This is a genomic window from Pseudomonas sp. Arb-4-2C, assembly GCF_055755015.1.
This window is the reverse complement of sequence record NZ_CM146899.1, coordinates 1,293,083-1,312,510: the sequence shown is the minus strand read 5'-3', so window position 1 is coordinate 1,312,510 and position 19,428 is coordinate 1,293,083. Positions and strand designations below refer to the sequence as shown.

General features: G+C 60.3%; 18 protein-coding genes. All 18 read right to left on the bottom strand.

The annotated features are described in order from the left end of the window. Positions 1–2: 2 nt before the first annotated feature. The 18 genes from AC0J41_RS05940 to AC0J41_RS05855 all read right to left on the bottom strand — a co-directional run bounded on the left by AC0J41_RS05940 (position 3) and on the right by AC0J41_RS05855 (position 19,416). Positions 3–1,196 carry a sensor histidine kinase gene (locus AC0J41_RS05940; protein WP_177327352.1) on the bottom strand — a complete coding sequence of 398 codons (1,194 nt, stop codon included), beginning with the start codon at positions 1,194–1,196 and terminating at the stop codon, positions 3–5. 125 nt (positions 1,197–1,321) lie between these two features. Beyond that, positions 1,322–2,797 carry a sigma-54 dependent transcriptional regulator gene (locus AC0J41_RS05935; RefSeq protein ID WP_003222863.1) on the bottom strand — a complete coding sequence of 492 codons (1,476 nt, stop codon included), beginning with the start codon at positions 2,795–2,797 and terminating at the stop codon, positions 1,322–1,324. 172 nt (positions 2,798–2,969) lie between these two features. Further along, the gene (gene fliT, locus AC0J41_RS05930) at positions 2,970–3,266 is read right to left on the bottom strand and encodes a flagellar protein FliT (RefSeq protein WP_025111947.1); all 297 of its coding nucleotides are present in this window, start codon (positions 3,264–3,266) and stop codon (positions 2,970–2,972) included. A gap of 11 nt (positions 3,267–3,277) precedes the next feature. Further along, complete coding sequence (fliS, locus tag AC0J41_RS05925; RefSeq protein ID WP_003222858.1) at positions 3,278–3,673, bottom strand: flagellar export chaperone FliS; 396 nt, start codon at positions 3,671–3,673, stop codon at positions 3,278–3,280. A gap of 129 nt (positions 3,674–3,802) precedes the next feature. Beyond that, positions 3,803–5,245 (bottom strand): flagellar filament capping protein FliD, encoded by a 1,443-nt coding sequence (fliD, locus tag AC0J41_RS05920; protein WP_473014843.1) that lies wholly within the window; start codon positions 5,243–5,245, stop codon positions 3,803–3,805. Between the two features lie 83 nt (positions 5,246–5,328). Further along, a complete protein-coding gene (locus tag AC0J41_RS05915; protein WP_025111949.1) occupies positions 5,329–5,685 on the bottom strand; it encodes a flagellar protein FlaG in 357 nt (118 codons plus the stop codon). A gap of 73 nt (positions 5,686–5,758) precedes the next feature. Beyond that, positions 5,759–6,610, bottom strand: coding sequence for a flagellin domain-containing protein (locus tag AC0J41_RS05910; RefSeq protein WP_003222852.1), 852 nt, complete (start codon positions 6,608–6,610; stop codon positions 5,759–5,761). A gap of 237 nt (positions 6,611–6,847) precedes the next feature. Beyond that, the gene (locus AC0J41_RS05905; protein WP_473014842.1) at positions 6,848–7,120 is read right to left on the bottom strand and encodes a hypothetical protein; all 273 of its coding nucleotides are present in this window, start codon (positions 7,118–7,120) and stop codon (positions 6,848–6,850) included. Then, positions 7,117–8,406, bottom strand: coding sequence for a motility associated factor glycosyltransferase family protein (locus AC0J41_RS05900; protein ID WP_473014841.1), 1,290 nt, complete (start codon positions 8,404–8,406; stop codon positions 7,117–7,119). The genes AC0J41_RS05905 and AC0J41_RS05900 overlap by 4 nt, the downstream gene beginning before the upstream one ends. 86 nt (positions 8,407–8,492) lie before the next feature. Then, the gene (locus AC0J41_RS05895; protein ID WP_025111952.1) at positions 8,493–9,419 is read right to left on the bottom strand and encodes a ketoacyl-ACP synthase III; all 927 of its coding nucleotides are present in this window, start codon (positions 9,417–9,419) and stop codon (positions 8,493–8,495) included. 226 nt (positions 9,420–9,645) lie between these two features. Beyond that, complete coding sequence (gene pseI / locus AC0J41_RS05890) at positions 9,646–10,698, bottom strand: pseudaminic acid synthase (protein ID WP_473014839.1); 1,053 nt, start codon at positions 10,696–10,698, stop codon at positions 9,646–9,648. Next, entirely contained in the window at positions 10,691–12,196 is a 1,506-nt protein-coding gene (gene pseG / locus AC0J41_RS05885; RefSeq protein WP_473014837.1) for a UDP-2,4-diacetamido-2,4,6-trideoxy-beta-L-altropyranose hydrolase, read from the bottom strand. The genes pseI and pseG overlap by 8 nt, the downstream gene beginning before the upstream one ends. Further along, positions 12,196–12,888, bottom strand: a complete 693-nt coding sequence (pseF, locus tag AC0J41_RS05880) for a pseudaminic acid cytidylyltransferase (RefSeq protein ID WP_473014835.1) — start codon at positions 12,886–12,888, stop codon at positions 12,196–12,198. Before pseF ends, pseG begins: the two co-directional genes overlap by 1 nt. After that, positions 12,885–13,505, bottom strand: a complete 621-nt coding sequence (locus AC0J41_RS05875; protein ID WP_473014834.1) for a pseudaminic acid biosynthesis-associated methylase — start codon at positions 13,503–13,505, stop codon at positions 12,885–12,887. Before AC0J41_RS05875 ends, pseF begins: the two co-directional genes overlap by 4 nt. Before the next feature lie 31 nt (positions 13,506–13,536). Further along, positions 13,537–14,694, bottom strand: coding sequence for a UDP-4-amino-4,6-dideoxy-N-acetyl-beta-L-altrosamine transaminase (gene pseC / locus AC0J41_RS05870; RefSeq protein WP_473014833.1), 1,158 nt, complete (start codon positions 14,692–14,694; stop codon positions 13,537–13,539). Beyond that, entirely contained in the window at positions 14,691–15,692 is a 1,002-nt protein-coding gene (gene pseB / locus AC0J41_RS05865; RefSeq protein ID WP_025111958.1) for a UDP-N-acetylglucosamine 4,6-dehydratase (inverting), read from the bottom strand. Before pseB ends, pseC begins: the two co-directional genes overlap by 4 nt. A gap of 21 nt (positions 15,693–15,713) precedes the next feature. Continuing rightward, entirely contained in the window at positions 15,714–18,638 is a 2,925-nt protein-coding gene (locus AC0J41_RS05860) for a TIGR00180 family glycosyltransferase (protein ID WP_473014832.1), read from the bottom strand. Between the two features lie 49 nt (positions 18,639–18,687). Beyond that, positions 18,688–19,416 carry a cephalosporin hydroxylase family protein gene (locus AC0J41_RS05855; protein WP_025111960.1) on the bottom strand — a complete coding sequence of 243 codons (729 nt, stop codon included), beginning with the start codon at positions 19,414–19,416 and terminating at the stop codon, positions 18,688–18,690. Positions 19,417–19,428: the final 12 nt, after the last annotated feature.

Here is a 19,428-nt window from a genome sequence, read left to right as displayed (position 1 = left end):
GTTCACTCAGCTCCCTGTACAGCGGAAAACAACGGCAGGATCACCTGCGCGCACGTGCCGCGCCCGACCCGCGAACGCAGTTGCAATTCTCCCTGATGCGCCCGCGTCACTGCCTTGACCACGGTCAGGCCAAGTCCGGTGCCGGTCACTTTGGTGGTGAAAAACGGCTCGCCGAGACGCTCGAGCACCACCGGATCAATACCACTGCCACTGTCGCTGACGCACAGGCGCAGGCTGTTGTCGCGGGTGTAGCAATGCACTTTCAGGCGCACGTTGCCGTCACTGGCCTGAATCGCGTTTTCAATCAGATTCAGAATCGCCCCGACCAGGGTGTCGCGATTGCACAGCAACTCGCCGGCGTGGCTGTCGCACTGCCAGCGAATCGGCAAGTCCTGCACATGAGTCAACGCTGCCGCTTGCAGCGACTGCATCAGCGCATTGGGGGTGATGCGATCGGTCAGCGGCAACTCGCCACGGGCGAACACCAACATGTCACGCACCTGATGCTCCAGCTCATGCAGACGCTCTTTCAGGCGCCCGGCAAAGCGCTGCTGGGTGGCGACCGGCAATTGCTGCTCAGTCAAATGACTGGCGTACAACAACGCAGCGGACAAGGGGGTGCGTATCTGGTGGGCCAGCGAGGCGACCATGCGCCCCAGCGAGGACAGACGCTCATGGCGCGCCAGTTGATCTTGCAGATGACGGGTTTCTGTCAGGTCGTTGAGCAGCACCAACTGCCCCGGCTCGGCGTCCAGCGAACGAGTGGCAATCGACAGGCGTCGACCGTTTTTCAGGGAAATTTCATGGCCGTCGTCTTCGCGCGGGGCAAAGCAACGGGCAATGACATGGCGCCACAATTCGCCTTCCAGTGGCAGCCCGAGCAGATCGATCGCTGCCGGGTTGGCTTCACGCACGATGCCATGGCCGTCAATCACAATGACGCCGCCAGGCAGCAGATCGAGGAGGTTTTGCAGACGGTTGGCCAGACGCTCTTTCTCGGCCAACTCCTGCATGCGCTGGGCACTGACCACCGCCAGCTCGCCCTTGAGCTCGGTCACCCGGGCTTCCAGCATGCTGTAGGAGTCGGTCAATTGACTGGACATCTGATTGAACAGCGCGAAGGCCTGCTCAAGACCCTGACGGCTCGCCTGCTCTACGGACGACGGTAGCCCCTCGGCATTGGAGGCAGAAGACATCTGGGCGTGGGGCATTGTGTTCTCTCGCTTGGCTGACCGTCAGTTAAACGGAACGTTGCGAGGGATGTAGCAATACCCGTGCCTAAAAAAAACAGCTTATAAATGAAGAGCTTGAAAAACAGGCGTCAATCATCCGCCTGTTCGTCTCCTTCGCGCCGGCTCATGCCGTACTTGCGCATCTTCTCCACCAGCGTGGTGCGACGAATACGCAGGCGTTCAGCGGCACGCGCCACGATGCCATTGGCATCGTCGAGCGCCTGCTGGATCAGGCCCTGCTCCAGACCGCCAAGGTAATCCTTGAGGTCCAGGCCCTCGGGCGGCAGCATGGCGTTGGCGGTGAAGTCCGGGGTATGGCCGTTGATCGCCACACGCTCTTCGAGGTCGCTGCGCAGGCTGTCGACCATCTGCTCGTCTTCGTCGTCGACGTAGCGGAATTTCTTCGGCAACTCGACCACGCCGATCACCCCGTACGGGTGCATGATCGCCATGCGCTCCACCAGGTTGGCCAGCTCGCGGACGTTGCCCGGCCAGCCGTGACGGCACAGCGACATGATCGCCGCCGAATTGAAACGGATGGAGCCGCGCTTTTCGTGCTCCATGCGCGAGATCAACTCGTTCATCAGCAGCGGGATGTCTTCGACGCGCTCACGCAGCGGCGCCATCTCGATCGGGAACACGTTCAGGCGATAGTAGAGGTCTTCGCGGAAAGTGCCGATCTCGATCATGCTTTCGAGATTCTTGTGGGTCGCGGCAATGATGCGCACATCGACGCTCTGGGTCTTGTTGCTGCCCACACGCTCGAAGGTGCGCTCTTGCAGTACACGCAGCAGCTTGACCTGCATCGGCAGTGGCATGTCGCCGATTTCGTCAAGGAACAGCGTACCGCCGTTGGCCAGCTCGAAACGCCCGGCACGGCTGGTGATGGCGCCGGTGAACGCGCCCTTCTCGTGACCGAACAGCTCGCTTTCCAGCAACTCGGCCGGGATCGCCCCGCAGTTGACCGGAACGAATGGCGCATCGCGACGTTTGGAATGGTAATGCAGGTTACGGGCAACCACTTCCTTGCCGGTACCGGACTCGCCGAGGATCAGCACACTGGCGTCGGTGTCGGCCACTTGCTGCATCATCTGGCGCACATGCTGAATCGCCCGGCTGGTGCCGACGAGGCTGCGGAACAGATTGGGTTCGCGATGACGGCCGCGCTCGCGGGCCTGATCGTACATCTCGCGATAGACCTGGGCACGGTGCAGGGAGTCGAGCAATTTGCTGTAGCTGGGCGGCATTTCGAGGGTCGAAAGCACTCGACGACGCTGGTCTTCAGGCAAGTCAACGGAAGAATTATCGCCCATCAACAACACCGGAAGGAACTCATCCCAGGTTGAGAGTGTCTTTAGCAAGCCCAAAAGCGCACCAGGAGCATTGACCGTCCCGATCAGTACGCAAATGACCTCACGACTAGACGACAAAGAGCCGACTGCCTGCTGCCAGTCATGGCTGCCGCAGGGTAAATTTTCTTCGCCGAGAAAATTTAAGATCACCGCCAGGTCGCGGCGGCGGACGCTATCGTCATCGATCAGCAGAATTTTGGTTTCACGCCACATGCAATAGCAACTTCCCTAGTCAACTCAATGCCCGAAAAATGGGGCAAGCGAGACGCTTGCAGGACACCTTGTGCCTGTAGACGCCTGAAATCTGAAAACAGCCACTAGTTAAGTCAAAAAACCGTGCACAGTCAAATTTATGGCGCACATGTCTGGATTAACTGGGGGTTAATTAACCAAACAGATGGTAAACCTTTGCCGCCTTTTGCGCTTGGGTGATCTGCGACATCTCGTTGGCTATCGCTTGCCGCTCACCCATGGCCGCCTCCAGCAACTGCTTGTAGACGTGCAGCAACTCTTCGAGGTTCTCGCGCAACGCGGCCTCGTCCAGCGAAGCCTCGGCCATGACGTCTTCCATGCAGGAACGGCAAGCCAGGTCCAGCTCGCCAATGGCTTCCCAGTTACGTTCGGCCAGCGCGCTGACCAACGCTTCACGGGTATCTGCGATTCGCTGCAATACAAGATTCATGGTGATCTCCTTTAAAACTGAGGACCCGGCGGAGCAATGCCGTCCCAGCCTTCCTTCACGGTGCGCAGCAGGCCCGCCACTTCATCGAGAATCTTCGGGTCGCTGCTGATATTGGCCTCGGCCAGACGCTTCATCATGTAGATGTACAGCTGATCGAGCTCACCCACCGTATCGGCGCAGTTATCCAGATCCAGACCTTCGCGCAAGCCACTGATAATGCCGATAGCCTTGCTGATCGATGTGCACTTGCCCGGAATATCCTTGCGCTCGATGGCGCCTTTGGCCTGAGCGATGCGGTCCAGGCCACCTTCCATCAACATTTGCACCAGACGGTGCGGGCTCGCTTCGGACGTTTGCGCGTGCGCACCCACTTTCTGGTACTGCCGAAGGGCTAACATTGGGTTCATGTTCTACCTCATTGCCACAATGACTCGTATAGCCAGTGTATCGCCAACGAATGACAAAACTTTAGATCTAAAGACAAAAACCCGGCGCACGCCGATGAAGCGTAGCCGGGTTTTTGTCGTTCCTGCCTGTTACTTCGCGGACTGCTGAGCGTTCAGCGAGCTGAAGAACGACGTGATGTTGCTCGCCGTGGCCTTCATCTGCCCGACCAACAGGTCCATGGCGTTGTATTTGGCGGTCAGGGTTGCCGTCAGGTTGGTGACGTGCAGATCCAGTGCAGCCTGCTGCTTTTGCACGTTCGAGGCCAGATTGGTCAGGTTCGAGCTGCGCTGATCGAGCAAGCCACCGGTCTTTACATAAGGGTCGACCGCAGCGTTCATGCGCGCCAACAAGCCATTCTTGGCGTCGGTACCGCTGAACATCTGTTGAACCTGACCCGCCATGCCCGGCGTTGCCAGACGCTGGTTGAGCGTAGAGCTGTTGATGGTCAGCAAACCGGTCTGGCTGTCAGTCATGACACCCAACTGCGACAACACCGCCAGTTGGCCGCCAGCGCCTGTGTCCGTCAGTTGTTCACGGATATCCGCCATCAGCGAACGCGGCAGCGAGTCACCGGTGAACGCTGCGGAAACCGTCAGCTTGCCATCGGCGTCCGGCGTTGCCTTGGACAGCGTGTCGATGGTTTTCTTCAGGGTGTTGTAGGAATCGACAAACGTCTGCAGCGACGTCTGGATACCTGCAGTGTTGGTCGCCACAGAGATGACCGAAGCGGTTTGCGCGCCGTTCACAGTAGGGCTGGCGGCAGTCAGGTTCAGCGTCATGCCGCTGATTGCACCTGTCACCGTATTGGTCTTGCTGGTAACCGGCAGCCCGTCGATGGTGAGCACCGCATCCTTGGACAGTTCACCCACGGCACCGGCAGTACCGGCCGAAGGATTGTCGCCCATCTTCTGGGTGCCATCGATTTCCAGACCGGCAATGCCGCTGACCTGCAGGTCCATGCCCGCGCCGGTCTTGCTCGAACTGAGCACCAGACGCGAGGCGCCGGAGCTGTCAGTCACGATGTTGGCGGAAATACCGTTGCTTGCCTGCGCAGTGTTGATCGCATCGCGAGTGCTCTGCAGCGTGGCATTGGCCGGGATCGTGACGTTGTAATCAGTGCCATTCTGACTGATTTTCAGGGTACCACTCGGAATGGCACTGGCGGCACCACCGGCAAATGCGGCACTGGCTACTTTCGAGCCGGTGGCCAGGTTCTTGACGACCACGTTGTAGGTACCCGGAACAGCGGTACTGTTGGAAGTCGCGCCGATAACCGACGGCGAGTCCGAAGTAGCGGTGTAGCCGGCAAATGCGGGGGACGTCGCATTGTTCAGGTCATTCATCGACTTCTGGAAAGCGGCCAGGGCGCTTTTCAACGAACCGACACCGGAAATCTTCAGCGAGTTGGTTTTCGTCTGATTATCGATTTGCGTCTGTTTCGGCGCCTTGTCGGCGTTGACCAGTGCCGTCACGATCGCACCGATATCCAGGCCGGAACCCAGTCCCGAACCCGGTAAAATTGGACTTGCCATGCTGAATCTCCCTTCAGGTTACTGCCAGACTTTTGACCTGTACCAGCTTCTAAAAATCTTATAAACACTATTCATGCCAGCTATCAGACTTTGGCGTCGAACAACACGTGACTCGCATTGGCGAGGCTGTCTGCCAGCTTGAGGGCTTCTGCGGAAGGGATCTGTCGAACAACCTCACCCGTCTCGCTTGCAATCACCTTGACGATGACCTTTCCGGAATGCTCGTCGATCGAGAATTCCAGATTGCGCTTGATCGACTGTACAAACTTCTCGATCTCCTGCACTGCCAGTTTCAACTTGGTATCGTCCGAATCCTGATTTTTATCAGCAACCGGAGTCTCGACACTGGCAACCTTAGGCGTCTCTGGCGGCTTATCAGCAACAGGCGTTGCTGGCTTTGGAGCCGGATAAGACACGTTAAGCTTGACGCTCATGTCCATGCTCATCACCTCCTAAACTAAAAAAGCGAGAGAGCGCGACCAGCGCACTCCCCCGCCCTAACTCTTTCCGAAATTACTGAAGCAGCTTCAGTACAGCGGAAGGCAGTTGGTTGGCTTGAGCCAGAACGGAGGTCGAAGCCTGCTGCAGAGTTTGCTGCTTGGTCAGGTTAGCAGTTTCTGCGGCGAAGTCGGTGTCTTGTACACGACCCTGTGCTGCAGTGGTGTTTTCCACGATGTTCTGCAGGTTGGAGATGGTGCTGGTCAGACGGTTTTGCGAAGCACCCAGGCTCGAACGAGTGCTGTTGATCGCGGCAATTGCAGCGTCGATCGCGGTGATTGCGTTGTCGATGTTGGTAGCTGCGCCCGATACGCTAGCACCGGTCAGAACTACAGTACCGCTACCTACGGACAGGCTTACGGCGTCGAACTTGGAGCTCAGTACCAGGTCGATGTGGTTAGCCGAACCGGTGTTCGCGCCCACTTGCAGGGTCACAGTACCAGCCGAACCGTCCAGCAGGTTTTTGCCGTTCAGGTTGGTGGAAGCAGCGATACGGGTCAGTTCGTCCGACATCTGAGCGAATTCAGAGTTGGTTGCTGCCTGGTCGATGCTGCCGTTGGTACCGGTACGGGCTTTAACAGCCAGTTCACGCATACGCTGCAGAATGTCGGTCGAAGCTTGCAGAGCGCCTTCAGCGGTCTGAGCAACGGAGATACCGTCGTTGGCGTTCTGGATAGCCTGGTTGCCACCACGGATCTGGGAAGTCATGCGGGTAGCGATTTGCAGGCCAGCGGCGTCGTCTTTAGCGCTGTTGATTTTCAGGCCGGAAGACAGGCGCTGCATCGAAGTCGACAGGGCGTCGGAAGCACGGTTCAGGTTCTTTTGAACGTTCAGCGACGTGGTGTTGGTGTTTACTGTTAAAGCCATGACGAATTCCTCGTTGGTTGGGTACTGCGGCTTCCGGCCCTGGCAACCGCCTGGAATGGCCTAGAGAACCTTCGTAATAGTTATCGTCGGGTTGGCAGGTTGCTTGAGGGCTTTTTGAAAAAAATTTGCCATCACCCTGCCACCCCAGAGAAAACAAGGGCTTAGCGCCCTCCCATCCACGTAAAAATGACGTCATAAAATCGACCTTCGCGCAAAGCCGCGGGCCAGCGCGGTCGGTCAATGTGCCAGTCGTGCTTTTTGCAACAGTTCGATCAACTCGAACTCCATCCAGTCAGCCAGCCCCAACCAATCCTGACGCTCCTGGCAGTCGAGCATCTGCGTGAGCACAAAGGCCCAGTCCTGCGCGACGGCCGGCGGCGCGGATGCCAGCAACTGCTGCGCACCCTCGAACAGATCGACCATGTCCAGCGCCGCCTCGACATCGCGGCCCAGACGAAACAGCCCGGCGCACTGACGGCATTCGTCGACGCATTGCTCAATCGCCGTCATTGCACAAACTCCTGATTGAACTGCGTCCCGGCGATCTGTGCGCCCGCCCGGCTGCTGTTAAAGAACTGCACCTGCGGATGCGCGGCGATATAACGCTCCAGCACACACAGGTAGCCACGGAAATTCAACTGCGTCCTGACCCGCTCGCCAAATCCGTCACGGACCCAGTGCCGAGCCTGTTCGACGGGAGGCCCGAGATCGCCGTCACCCCATCCGGCATGAGTCCTGTTCATCGGGAAGGCAAAATCGGCACCGAAAAGAGTGATGCGTGTGGCGCCCATTTTCACGGCCAGATCCACCGCAGGGTGAATCACGCTGCCACCGGCATGCAGTTCGGCCCGCGGATACTGCTGACGCAAGGTGGCATAGACGGGGCTGGCGGTATAAGCGCCGTAGCGCTTGCCCTTCCAGGCTTTCAATACATCCGGAGCACTCATGGGCAAGTACACCAGCGGGATGCCGTCGGACGCCTCGAAAGGCAAATGCCGAAAGCCGATCAGCTTGTCGATGGTCACCACCAGATCGGGGATGATCCCGTGCTTGCGCAATGGCCGATAAGCCGTGTCGACACAGATAAACAGTGGCCGCTCCGCCTGCCCGCGCACTGCCGCCAGCCGTTCGAAATGTTGTTCCAGGCTCGGCCCGGTGCCGATCACGTAGATTTCGCGGCCGAGGCAGGTGCCAAACAGCTGCGCCACGTCATCGTCCGCCAGCAGCACCTCCAGACTGTCCTGCAAACGCTGCTGAATGGCCGGCGATTGCGGATCGAAATCACGATTGTTGAAACTCAGGTGGACTTCATTGACCAGCCGATCACGAACCTTCGCATTGAAGTCATCGGCCAGCAGCATTTCGGCAGGCAGCGCAAAAAACGGCGTGAAGAGATCCGCATGATCGCCGGCGTACATCAGTTCCACTCTGGGATCGGCGAGCCATTGGCGCTGATCGAGCAGTTGCAGCACCAGTGCAAACAAGGCGCCGTTGAGGATGTGCACGTACAGCCGTTCAAGTCCGTCGCGCTCCAGCAACACCGACGGCAGATCGCCAAGCCCCGTGCCGTAGACGTGCAACCGCGGTTTCTCCGCCAGGCTCGCCGCCTGGACCCGGGCCTCGTGGACCCGATCGTGACGACTGGTCAGTTGAATCCCGTCGACACTCAGCGTAGAGCCCAGGCCTTGCACCAGTTCGGCTTGAATAGCCGAACTGTCTTCAGCCATCAATCGTGCAAACAGCGCCGGCCAGCGTTGCTGGATCACCTCGGCGTTGGCTTGGAAAAACTCGCTCATGCCGGCTCGCGCTCCCTTCAGGCAAAAAAATAGCGTTCAAGGGTAACCTTGAACGCTATTTTTGTATCAGTCGTTTTTGACCGGACTCAAGGACGATAGATGATCGCCGAGCCCCACGACAGGCCTACGCCGAAGCCACTGAGCGCAATGCGCTGCCAGTCGGAATCGAGGACGTGTTTTTCCAGCAGCAACGGAATGCTCGACGACACGGTATTGCCGGTCTCGACCATGTCCTTGATGAACTTCTCGGGTTCGCCTTCGAAGCGACGAGCCACGGCATCGACGATCGCCGCACTGCCCTGGTGAATGCAGAATGCGTCGATGTCGTCAGCCTTGAGGCCGGAGTCGTCGAGCAGCTCGTGCAAGTGCGCCGGGACTTTGAGCAGCGCGAAGTTGAACACCTGACGCCCGTTCATGAAGAACACGCCATCGGTGACTTTCAGGTGCGGCGCACCGGAACCGTCGGTACCAAACTTGGCCTTGCCCAGCGCCCAGGCCGGGGCTTCGCCCATCCAGGTGGCGGTGGCGGCATCGCCGAACAGCATGGTGGTGTTGCGATCTTCGGGGTCGACGATTTTCGAATACGGATCAGCGGTGATCAGCAAGCCGTTCTTCAGGCCGGCGGCTTCCATGAACCCCTTGATCGCGTAGATGCCATAGACATAACCGGAGCAACCCAGCGAAATATCGAACGCCGCCACATTGGTCGGCAGGCCGAGTTTGTCCTGGACGATCGCAGCGGTGTGCGGCAGACCTTCTTCGTCACCGTTCTGGGTGACGACGATCAGCGCGTCGATCGATTCACGCTTCAGCTCAGGGTTGCGGGCGAACAGCGCATTGGCCGCTTCCACGCACAGATCGGAGGTTTCCTGTTCAGCGTCTTTGCGCGGCAGGAAGGCCGAGCCGATTTTACCGAGGATGAATTCTTCATCCTTCTCGAATTTTGCACCTTGTGCGTAATTGTCCACGCCGGCTACAGGAACGTAGCTCGCAATGCTTTTTATGCCAATCATTACGGCTTCCCAATAAAAAACAGCCCAAAACCACCGCTCGCAAGGATTCGAGGGGCGCCGACAAACAGAAAACGGCCGCCACGACGGGCAGCCACAGGGAGCGCAAAGGGCTATCACTGGAACCGATAAACGGCCAGGCGCCATCTCCCCGGTCAATACAATACAGTGAAGATGCGCGTTATGACTCGCAGGTCACGCTATTTTGCCGAATCGGTTGCAGATCGGGTTATTCGACCAACGACCAGTCCAGCGGCGTGCCGCGTTTGATCGCCTGGCGAGCGCGGCGACCGAGGACGGCCTCAGTGTGCTTGGGCGGCAAACCGAGACCAGGACGAATGGCGCGCAGATTGGCGGCGGTGAAGGGCTCACCGGCAGCCATGTCGGCGGTGATGTACAGCGAGCGGCGATAGACCAGCGACTTGCGCTCGGCCTCGGTAACGCCGTAATGCACCTGGCCCATGGCCTGCCAGGCACGTTCGGTCTCGACCACCAGACTGGCCAGTTCCGCAGGCTCCAGCGAGAAACTGGCGTCCACGCCACCCGCCGAACGGTCGAGGGTGAAGTGTTTTTCCACCACTGTCGCGCCGAGTGCCACGGCGGCCACGGACACGCCAACCCCCATGGAGTGATCGGACAGCCCGACCTCGCATCCGAACAATTCACGCAGGTGCGGGATCGTGCGCACGTTACTGTTGAGCGGCGTTGCCGGGTAAGTGCTGGTGCACTTGAGCAGCACCAGATCCTTGCACCCCGCCTCGCGCGCGGCGCGTACGCTTTCGTCGAGTTCGGCAATGCTGGCCATGCCGGTGGAAATGATCAGCGGTTTGCCGGTCGCGGCGACACGGCGGATCAGCGGCAGATCGGTGTTCTCGAAACTGGCGATCTTGTACGCCGGAACGTCGAGGCTTTCGAGAAAGTCCACCGCCGTATCATCGAACGGCGTCGAGAACGCGAGCATGCCCAACGCTTTGGCCCGGGCGAAAATCGGCGCATGCCATTCCCACGGGGTGTGGGCCTTCTCGTACAAGTCGTACAGCGAAGTGCCGGCCCACAGGCTGTTCGGGTCCTTGATGAAAAACTCGCCCTCGGCCAGGTCCAGGGTCATGGTCCGGGCGGTGTAGGTCTGCAATTTCAAGGCATGCGCGCCCGCCTTCGCGGCGGCCTCGACGATCTGCAGGGCCACCTCCAGCGACTGGTTATGGTTGCCGCTCATTTCGGCAATGATGAACGGCGGCGCATCGGCGCCGATCAGACGATCGCCAATCTTGAAACTACTCATCGCGGTGATCCTTCAAAACCTGGGTGAACGCGCAGGCACTCTGGGTGAATCCGGCGTCACGAAATACATTCAAAGAGGGCCGATTGCCCGGCAAGACCTGCGCGGTAATGGCGGTCAACGGCGACCAGTGGGTACGCACGAACGCCTCGCCGCGCGCCAGTAGCGCCCTGCCCCAACCAAGACCGAACCGTCCTTCCAGCAGATAGAGCGACACTTCGGCCTCGAAGCCACGCAAGTCATAGCGCAGGACGCCGACCGGGCCGTCATCGGCCTCGGCGATCAACAGCAGGCGCTGCGGATTGCGCAGGCTCGCATTCAGCCAGTGCAGATGCTGCGGCCATTCGATCGCGCCACTGTCCAGCGACCAGCGCCGCACGGCCTCGGCGTTGCGCCCCTCGAACAGTAATCGAGCATCGTCCAGGGTCGCCGTGCGCAACGTGAGCACCGCACCGGCCAGCGCTGCCGCCACCCGCAACGCGCCGCGCCCGTCCACCAGTTGCCGCGAACGTTCGGCCAGGCTTTGGCGCAGATAGACATTGTCGACGACAAAGCCGATGGCATCGCGCAGTTGCTCGACGCTGACCTGTTCACGGGCGCCCAGGAACACATGCGCCCCGGCTGCCGCCATGGCTTCGCCGTTGGCCTGCTGATTGTTCGAGACCGCGATGCACAGGGTCGGCAGGCCCAGGGCCGCACGCTCCCAACTGGTACCGCCACCGGCGCCGATGAACAGATCGGCGGCGCTCATGCGTTGCTGGAAATCGCTGACGAAACTGTGCAGGCGCCAGAGCGGCCGCGTCTCGGCCAAGGCTTGCATCTGTGCCCATGCCGGGTTGTCTGCGCCTGCGACGAAATCCACCTCCAGATCAGTGAAGCCCTGCAGTGCGAGCATCGCGTGATGGGTCTGCATCGCCGCATCGAAACCACCAAAGTTCACCAGCACACGGCGGGCCTTCGGTTTGATCTCGATGGCCGGGCACACGAACTCTTCGCGCAGCATGGCGTAGCGCGGACCGAGCAAGGTGCGACAGCCTTCGGGCAGCAGCGGCGCATAGTTTTCGCTGAGCCCGGAGAGGTTCTGATTGAGCAGCAGATCGACGCTGTACTGCCGAGTGGCAAGATCGTCCACCGCCGCAATCCGTGGCGCCCACCGCCGGGCGGCGGTTTGCCAGTGATGGTCGAGGCCGTAATGGTCGGCGATGATCCAGTCGAACCCGGCATGCCCCTCCAGCAACGACGCCAGTGCGTCGATATCGGCCTGCCACGGCAGCATCGATTCGATGGCCTGCTGCGGGTCTTCAGCGGGGTAGCGCTCGGGCAAGGCGAAGGTCTCGAAACCCTCGGCATGCAACGCATCGAGCCGATGCCCGGGCAACCTGCGACAGGCAAACGCAACCTGACTGCCCTGCTTGCGCAGCACCCGCGCCAAGGTCAGGCAGCGGGCAATGTGGCCGCTGCCGATGGTCGGCGAGGCGTCAGCGCGGATCAACACTCTCATTACAGTTCTCCGCCAGCCTTCAGTGCGGCGTAAAGGTATTCGGCGCGCTTCCAGTCTTCAAGCGTATCAATGTCCTGCACCAGATGCCGCGGCAGAATCACCGGCAGACTGGCTGGCGAATACAGCACTTCACCACGCAACCAGGCTTCGCTGCGGCCCCAGTAGAACTGGCCGGCGTCCTGAAAGGCTTCGGGCAGGTCCTGCGAACGGGTGTTGCGAAATTCGGGGTACAACGCGGTGAGCGCGCCCTGCCCGTCCAGCGTCAGCGCCCGCTGCACCGGGAAACCAAAGTTGCACACGGAGAACGCAAAGGCTTTGTCCGGGTGCTGCTCCAGCAGCGCAAATCCCTGACGCAGGAATCGCGCCTGCAACAACGGCGCGGTGGCGTACACGCAGCAGGCGTAATCGAAGGCCGGCAGCTGCTGCAAGGCATGCACGATCACCGCCGCTGTGCCGGTGAAATCATCGGCCAGCGCCGCCGGACGCAGGAACGGCACTTGCGCGCCATGGGCCAGCGCCAGCTCGGCAATTTCGGCATCGTCGGTACTGACCACGACCTGATCGAACAGGCCGCAATCCTGCGTCGTGCGGATTGAGCGGACAATCATTGGCACGCCGTCGAACGGCAACAGATTCTTGCGCGGGATGCGCTTGCTGCCACCGCGGGCCGGGATGATTGCGACACTGTTCAAGGACGTTTTTCCAACAGAAACCAGGTGATGTCGTTGACCGGAAATTGTCGATCACGGTGATAACCAAAACCGTAATCGAGCAACTGCAGATCGGGATAGCGATCAAGCATTTCGCCGGCGAAATCGCGCTTGAACAGCTTCCCGCTGTTACCGCGATACGACACCCCCACCGGCACAGGGTTGTAGTACTCGGCGATCAGAATGTAGCGCTGGCTCAACGCGTACAACTGCGCGTAAGCGGTCGCCAGCAACTCCGGCGCCAGATGGATCAGCACGCCCTTGCTCAGGCTCAGGTCGTACGTGCGCTCGCGAGGGAAGTCGAACAGTGAGCCGTGCCAGATCTGCGCAATGTCCAATGCCCGCGCCTGGGCGCAGGCGTTTTCATTGATCTCGACCCCGAACAGTTCACTTTGCGGCAGCAGTTGATGCAGCGCCTGCAGGTTGTTGCCGGCATTGGTGCCCAGCTCCACCACGCTGTCGATGCGCCCGGCGCGGCTCAGGGCCTTGGCGAACAACGCCAGATTGGCCGCCACCAGCGGCTGCCCGGTGTTGCGTTCAACGTACTGGTTGCCGAAATCGCCCTGCCAGAATTTTTCCTGCTCACTCAGCTCACGCATTGCACAACCCCATCCACCGCCGCAGCGGTCTCTATTCGGTCAACCGCCGCAACTGCTCGACCACATGATCCTGCTGCTCTTCGCTGAGCAACGGAAACAGCGGCAGACTGATCGCTTCAGCGTAATAACGCTCGGCTTCGGGGAAGTCGCCCTCGGCGAAGCCCAGGTCGCGATAGTACGGCTGCAAATGCACGGGAATATAGTGAAGATTGACCCCGATACCGGCGGCACGCAAACCTTCGAATACCTGCCGATGCGTCAGGCCGATGCGCTCGGTCTGCAAGCGCACCACGTACAGATGCCACGCCGACTCCGCCTCTGGCTGAGCGCCGGGCAAGGTCAGCGGCAAGTACGCCAGCAAACGCGCGTAGCACGCCGCCAGCTCACGACGGCGGGCGATGAACTCGTCCAGCTTGCCCAGTTGCGACAGGCCCAGCGCCGCCTGCAAATCGGTGATCCGGTAATTGAAACCCAGCTCGGTCTGCTGGTAATACCACGGGCCGTGGCTGGGCTCGGTCATCCGTTGCGGGTCACGGGTCATGCCGTGGCTGCGCAGGCGCTGCAAGCGCTCGGCCAGTTGCGCACGATTGGTCAGCACCATGCCGCCTTCGCCACTGGTGATGATCTTCACCGGGTGAAAGCTGAACACGGTCATCGCCGCAAATTCACCGCAACCCACAGGGCGCCCGGCGTAGCGGGCGCCCACTGCGTGCGAGGCGTCTTCGATCACGGTGAAGTTGTAGCGCTCGGCCAGTTCGGCAATCTTGCGCATGTCGCAGCTCTGCCCGGAGAACGCCACCGCCACCAGCACTTTGGGCAAGCGGCCGTCCTGCTCAGCCTGATCGAGTTTCGCTTCGAGGGCGAAGGCATCGAGGTTCCAGGTCAGCGGATCGATGTCGACGAAATCCACCTCGGCGCCGCAATAGCGCCCGCAGTTGGCCGAGGCCAGAAAGGTGTTCGGCGTGGTCCACAAGCGATCGCCCGGGCCAAGCCCGGCAGCGAGGCAGGCAATGTGCAGCGCCGCCGTGGCGTTGCACACCGCCACCGCGAAATCCGCCTGGCAACGTTCGGCCATCGCCTGTTCGAAGCGCTCGATGCTCGGCCCCTGGGTCAGCCAGTCCGATTGCAGGACTTCGACCACCGCATCGATGTCCGCCTGATCGACGCTCTGCCGACCGTAAGGAATCATACCGAGAGCTTCGCGTGCAGGTCGGCGATCTGCCCGACCGACAGAAAGTGCGGGTTGGTGTCGGAGCGGTATTCGAAGTCCTCGCCCACCGGCCGACCGTGTTCGCCAAGCTTGTCGACGGCAAAATCGACATCGACGCTGGTGAAACGGATCGACGGCTGAATGGTGTAGTGGTCTTCGAACTCCAGCGTCATCCGCGCATCGTCCAGCGGCACCATCAGTTCATGCAGTTTTTCCCCCGGACGAATGCCGACGTTCTTGTGCGGCAACTGCTCGGCCATGCCCCGCGCCAGATCGACGATACGGATCGACGGGATCTTCGGCACAAACACTTCGCCGCCGTGCATCCGCGCGAAGCTGTCGAGGACAAACTGCACGCCGTGATCGAGGGTGATCCAGAAGCGGGTCATGCGCTCGTCGGTGATCGGCAGCTCTGTGGCACCGTCGGCAATCAACTTGCTGAAGAACGGCACCACCGAACCACGTGAACCGGCCACGTTGCCGTAGCGCACCACGGCAAAACGGGTCTGTTGTTCACCGGCAATGTTATTGGCAGCAACGAACAACTTGTCCGACAGCAACTTGGTTGCGCCGTACAGGTTGATCGGGCTCGCCGCCTTGTCGGTGGACAGCGCGACGACTTTCTTCACGCCGTTGTCGATGGCGGCGGCAATGATGTTCTCCGCGCCATTGACGTTGGTACGGATGCATTCGGTCGGGTTGTATTCCGCCGCCGGCACCTGCTTGAGCGCCGCCGCGTGCACCACGTAGTCGATGCCGCGCATGGCCTGGCGCAGACGCTCGGCATCGCGCACGTCACCGAGGAAGTAACGCATGCACGGCGCGTTGAAGGTCTGCTGCATCTCGTATTGCTTGAGTTCATCGCGGGAGAACACCACCACACGCTTGGGCTGGTATTGCTCCAGCAGACGGGCGATGAACTTGCGCCCGAACGAGCCGGTGCCGCCGGAGATGAAGATCGATTTACCGTTGAACATATGCTGATTCCTGTCGGCAGCTCAGGCGAGCAGCTGCGCCCAATTGATCGGGGCACTATCACCCAGGGTGAAACCTTTGCCGGTCAGGGCCAGGTTGGCGTTGTAGGCCGGATCCCGGGCAAAGGCCGCGCTCCATTTTTCGCGCAATGCCGCCAATGCTTCAGGCGCTTGCGGCAGCTCGCCGGTGTGCAGTACCTGCACCAGCGGCGTCCACACGGTGAGGTAACCGGCCTGCCCGGCCTTGAGGCACAGATCAACATCGCTGAAGCCGTCGGCGAAGGTCACTTCGTCGAGACCGCCGAGCGCATCGAACAGCTCTTTGCGCACCATCAGGCACACCTTCGACACTGCCGAATAGTTCTGCTCGACCGCCAGGCGCTGCATGTAACCTTCGCCAGCGTGTTTCTCGCCGACGAACGCCGAGCCCACGCCATCGTTCAATCCAAGAATCAAACCTGCCTGGGAGATCTTGCCGTCGCGATCCACCAGTTTGGCGCCGACGATGCCGACCTCTGGACGCTGGGCATGATTGAGCAACGACTCGATCCAGTTCGGGTTGACCACTTCACTGTCGTTGGCCAGCAACACCAGGTATTCGCCCTGCGCCTGCTGGCTGGCCGCGTTGTACAGCGCCACTTGATCCAGCGCACGCTCGGCATGCAGCACCCGCACCTTGGCGTTGTGTAGCGTTCCCAGCCAGTCATTGACCTCGGCCGACTGGTTCGGGTTGGCCGCAATCAGCAGCTCATAGCGGGTGTAACGGGTTCTGAGCAGCACGCCCTCCAGGCAGCGTTGCAATGCGGCAAGATCGTCGCCAGCGGGCACGATCACCGAGACCAGCGGCCGCTCGACATGACGATAGTCGATCTGCCAGGTGCCAGGCTGCGTCGAGGTGACTTGAGCCTTGTACCCACGATTGCCCAAGTGGCGCAGCAGCGCCTGACGCTCGTGAGCATTTTCTGCCAGCACCGGTGCCCGGGTGATCAGCAATGGCTCGTCGAGGTGAGCCAGACCGTCGAGGCCGCCCTGCTCGATGATGCGCAGCAGCACATCGAGTTCCAGTGCCTTGCTGAAATCGGCTTGATAACCACCGAGACCCGCCAGCACTTCGCGACGAATCAACCAGTGCCGCGCCATCAGTGACGGAACGCTCTGCAGCAGATCCAGGTTGAAGCCCGGGCGGAACATATCCACCAGCGCACCATTTTCCTGGCGCTGGATTTCATCCGTGGCCACCGCACGCACACCCGGTGCCGCCATCAGTTCCAGGCTGGCACGCAGCAGGCCGGCAGCCGTGAATTCTTCACCCGCCTCAGCCAGCAGCAGCCAGTCGCAGGACGATTGATTGAGGCTCTGGTTGAGCTTGTCGACGAAGTTGCCTTGGGTTACGCGCACAAAGTGCAGCGTATTTTGCGCGGTGGTTGCGGCCGGCGGTTCACCCGTGGTGAAGACCACTACCTTGAAGGCTTTGCTGTGGCCTTCGAGCAAGCTGTCCAGAGTGACCTGCAACTTGTCGATGTCGTTGTCCAGATCGAGCAGGAAAATCCCGAACTGCGGACCGCCACCATTGTCGGCCAGGTGACGGGCAATCGCTGCAGCCTGCTCGGTATCCGGCGTGCGCGCAGCGAGCCACTCGAGCAGTCGGCCGGTCAACATCTTGTCGAATGTCGGCTGATGCCCTTCGAGCAACACCGCGTCCAGACGCGCGACCCAGTCACGCAGCACGGGCGCGTCGCCTTCCTCGTCCAGCGGTTGCAATTGCGCGATCAGACGCTTGATCACCGCGCGATTGAACACGTTGCTGTCGTGCGCCTGCCACAGGCGATCGAGCACGCTTTCCGGCGTGTCGTTGTTGCGTGCCAGCATCAGGCTCTGCTGGCGAGCCCAGATTCCTTCCAGCTCCTTGAGCTGAACGCGTCCGGCAGGCATCGCGTGCAGCAGAAACTCGAATTGAGTCAGTTGATCGAAAAACACCTGATTGTAGAACGGCATTTCAACGTATTGCTTCGGACCGAACCGGCGCTGAGGGCCGGTCTCGATATCGATCCATGTCGATTCGAAGATCAGCTCGGCAGTCAGTGCCCGGTTGGTCAGCAGGCTGTCGGCCAGCGTGGCAAAACTCTTCAGAACAAACGCTTTGCCCTGCTGCGGATCCTGATGCTGGAGCTGGGTCGGCAACCCGGCGAGGAATTCGGCAAATGCTTCGCGCCCGGCCACACTCTTGGCGTCCATATAGGCCAGAGAGTGATAGATCTCGGTGTTGTGATCGGACTGCACGTAGTTGATTTCGCGCACGACATACGGGATCGGCAGAATCCGCGCCTTGCCCCGGGCCAGCATGTAATAGGTGTGGCCGACTTCCTGCCACTGGAAGATCGTGTCTTGCGGCATGGCGTTATACCAGTCACGCAAGATCGCCGTACGCTGCACGGCATAGAACGGCGGCAGGTACTGATGCATGTAATCGAGCAGACGATCCTCGGCCTGATCCGCCGAGTAGTCCTCGCAGACTTTCTTGTCGCGTCGGTAGTAATTGACGCTGTTGGCCAACGTCAGATACATCAGGCTGTAGCCGTGGCACAGGCTGTAATCGGGGTTGGCATCCATGAATGCCACGGCTTCATGCAGGGCGTCATGCACAAGGAAGTCATCGTCGGCAGCAAACACCATGTAAGGCGTTTGCAGCTGCTCGACACCGTAAGCCAGCTTGGCGCGAATGCCCCAGTAGCCGAACTGCGGCAAGTGCTGATAATCCACGTGGGTGAATTCGGCAGGGATGCCCGCCAGCGCCACCGCCGACGAATCCAGCACCAGAATCCTGCACGGCAGGCTGCTGTAGAAGCGAATGGCTCTACGCAGAAACGCCGGGCGTTCGTGAGAGATCAGCACAATGGTCAACTGTTCGTTGAGTGCCAGAGCGGTTCCAGAAGTGTTCTTGCCTTGCATATATTCCCCACAAGCGGCGAGTCGCCGAAAACTCATCGTTGTTTGTCGATTAACGCACGCGACGCAGATAACCATCCGGCGCGACTGTGATCAGCAATTTGCTGTGAATCGCCTGATCGATTTCGAAATCGCGGTTTTCTTCCAGGTACGCCCACACTGCGGTTTTCGGGTTGTCACCCTTGCCCCACGGACGGTCCGGGAACGCATCGGCCGGCATGTCTTCGACCACGGTGTCCATGACCACGCAATAGCTGTCCACCGACACCAGTGGTGCATACAGACGCAGCTCTTCGAGGACGTGCTCGTGGGTGTGGTTGGAGTCCAGCACCACCAGCACTTTCTTGCCCTGTACGCGCTCGCGCACCTGATCAACGATGGCGGTATCGATGCTCGAACCCTGGATCATGCTGATGCGTTTGAACATCGGGTGCGCTTCGATGGCTTCGCGGTTGTGCTGGCGGATATCGATGTCGATGCCCAGCACTTCGCCGTGCCCGATCAGCTCCAGGATCGAGGCGTAGAACACCAGCGAACCACCGTGGGCGATGCCCGTCTCGACGATCACGTCCGGACGCAGGTTCCAGATGATTTCCTGCATCGCGACCATGTCCTGCGGGAACTGAATGATCGGCCGGCCCATCCAGCTGAAGTTGTAGGTGTACTTGTGCCTGGCCGTGGTGCCGACCCAGTCCAGGGACTCGGTCTGCAATGCCTTGTCGTTCTGCAGGCCTTCAATGTTGGCTTTTACTTCTTCGCGAAACTGTTCATGCGGATTCATTGCAACTCTCCA